Source organism: Streptomyces sp. NPDC002784, assembly GCF_053592135.1.
In genome coordinates, this window is the sequence record NZ_JBSFVD010000125.1 from 1 (window position 1) to 2,720 (window position 2,720).

The 2,720-nt window shown below is 48.8% G+C and carries 1 tRNA gene and 2 rRNA genes; all 3 read right to left on the minus strand.

Annotated elements, in window-relative coordinates:
* A 23S ribosomal RNA gene (locus ACWD1Z_RS37050) occupies positions 1 to 834 on the minus strand; the annotation flags it as partial.
* Between the two features lie 138 nt (positions 835 to 972).
* Positions 973 to 1,045: transfer RNA gene (locus tag ACWD1Z_RS37055), tRNA-Ala, on the minus strand.
* Positions 1,046 to 1,138: 93 nt separating this feature from the next.
* Positions 1,139 to 2,685: ribosomal RNA gene (locus ACWD1Z_RS37060) — 16S ribosomal RNA — on the minus strand.
* Positions 2,686 to 2,720 lie beyond the last annotated feature (35 nt).

Sequence of the window (2,720 nt, forward strand, 5' to 3'; positions counted from 1 at the left end):
CCCAGTTCGTTTGGAATTTCTCCGCTATCCACAAGTCATCCAAACACTTTTCAACGTGTCCTGGTTCGGGCCTCCAGTGCGTCTTACCACACCTTCACCCTGCTCATGGATAGGTCACTAGGTTTCGGGTCTACATCATGATACTAAGTCGCCCTATTCAGACTCGGTTTCCCTACGGCTCCGTCTCTTCAACTTAACCTCGCATCATAACGTAACTCGCCGGTTCATTCTACAAAAGGCACGCTCTCACCCATTAACGGGCTCGAACTTCTTGTAGGCACACGGTTTCAGGTGCTATTTCACTCCCCTCTCGGGGTTCTTTTCACCTTTCCCTCACGGTACTGGTTCACTATCGGTCACTAAGGAGTATTTAGGGTTGGGAGATGGTCCTCCCGGATTCAAACTGGATTTCGCGTGTCCAGCCCTACTCAGGATACTGCTAGGTATAAGCGCTATTTCGTCTACGGGATTATTACCCTCTTTGATTAACCTTCCCAGGTTATTCGACTATAATGCTTAAGTCCACGTTGCAGTCCTACAACCCCAAGAAGCAAGCTTCTTGGTTTGCCCTTCTTCGCGTTCGCTCGCCGCTACTTACGAAATCGTTTTTACTTTCTCTTCCTGCAGGTACTTAGATGTTTCAGTTCTCTGCGTTACCTTTACATGAGCTATGTATTCACTCATGAATAACTGCTAGTAGCAGCTGGGTTTCCCCATTCGGAGACCTAGGGATCAATGCGTACTTACTGCTCCCCCTAGAATATCGTCGTTAGTCACGTCCTTCATCGGCTCTTAGTGCCAAGGCATCCACCGTGCGCCCTTATTAACTTTGCCATGATGATTTATAATCATCGTTTTTCAAGTATAAGTTTGTAAATTCTTTAAAATTCACAGCTTTTGGTTTATTTATCGTTATTAGATATTGTTATTTAGTTTTCAATGTTCAAGTGATTTTAACGTCTTGTCTGACAATGGAGCCTAGCGGGATCGAACCGCTGACCTCCTGCGTGCAAAGCAGGCGCTCTCCCAGCTGAGCTAAGGCCCCACAATCAAGAATTTGATTCTTGCTTAGGTTTATCACTAAACCCCTCAAAACTGAATAAAGTTGAATGCTCACGTCTTTGTATATATTCCTTAGAAAGGAGGTGATCCAGCCGCACCTTCCGATACGGCTACCTTGTTACGACTTCACCCCAGTCATCGGTCTTACCTTAGGAAGCGCCCTCCTTGCGGTTAGGCAACCTACTTCGGGTACTCCCAACTCCCGTGGTGTGACGGGCGGTGTGTACAAGGCCCGGGAACGTATTCACCGCGGCGTGCTGATCCGCGATTACTAGCGATTCCGACTTCATGTAGGCGAGTTGCAGCCTACAATCCGAACTGAGAATGGTTTTAAGAGATTAGCTAAACATCACTGTCTCGCGACTCGTTGTACCATCCATTGTAGCACGTGTGTAGCCCAGGTCATAAGGGGCATGATGATTTGACGTCATCCCCACCTTCCTCCGGTTTATCACCGGCAGTCTCGTTAGAGTGCCCAACTTAATGATGGCAACTAACAATAGGGGTTGCGCTCGTTGCGGGACTTAACCCAACATCTCACGACACGAGCTGACGACAACCATGCACCACCTGTATCCCGTGTCCCGAAGGAACTTCCTATCTCTAGGAATAGCACGAGTATGTCAAGACCTGGTAAGGTTCTTCGCGTTGCTTCGAATTAAACCACATGCTCCACCGCTTGTGCGGGCCCCCGTCAATTCCTTTGAGTTTCAACCTTGCGGTCGTACTCCCCAGGCGGAGTGCTTATTGCGTTAGCTGCGATACAGAGAACTTATAGCTCCCTACATCTAGCACTCATCGTTTACGGCGTGGACTACCAGGGTATCTAATCCTGTTTGCTCCCCACGCTTTCGAGCCTCAGTGTCAGTTACAGGCCAGAGAGCCGCTTTCGCCACCGGTGTTCCTCCATATATCTACGCATTTCACCGCTACACATGGAATTCCACTCTCCTCTCCTGCACTCAAGTCTACCAGTTTCCAATGCATACAATGGTTGAGCCACTGCCTTTTACACCAGACTTAATAAACCACCTGCGCTCGCTTTACGCCCAATAAATCCGGACAACGCTCGGGACCTACGTATTACCGCGGCTGCTGGCACGTAGTTAGCCGTCCCTTTCTGGGTAGTTACCGTCACTTGATGAGCTTTCCACTCTCACCAACGTTCTTCTCTACCAACAGAGTTTTACGATCCGAAAACCTTCTTCACTCACGCGGCGTTGCTCGGTCAGACTTTCGTCCATTGCCGAAGATTCCCTACTGCTGCCTCCCGTAGGAGTTTGGGCCGTGTCTCAGTCCCAATGTGGCCGATCACCCTCTCAGGTCGGCTATGTATCATCGCCTTGGTGAGCCTTTACCTCACCAACTAGCTAATACAACGCGGGATCATCTTTGAGTGATGCAATTGCATCTTTCAAACTTAAAACTTGTGTTTAAAGTTTTTATGCGGTATTAGCATTCGTTTCCAAATGTTGTCCCCCGCTCAAAGGCAGATTCCCCACGCGTTACTCACCCGTTCGCTGCTCATCCAGTCGGTACAAGTACCAACCTTCAGCGCTCAACTTGCATGTATTAGGCACGCCGCCAGCGTTCGTCCTGAGCCAGGATCAAACTCTCAAATAAAGTATTTAAGTCACCTTAGTGACTGGCTTGTCTTT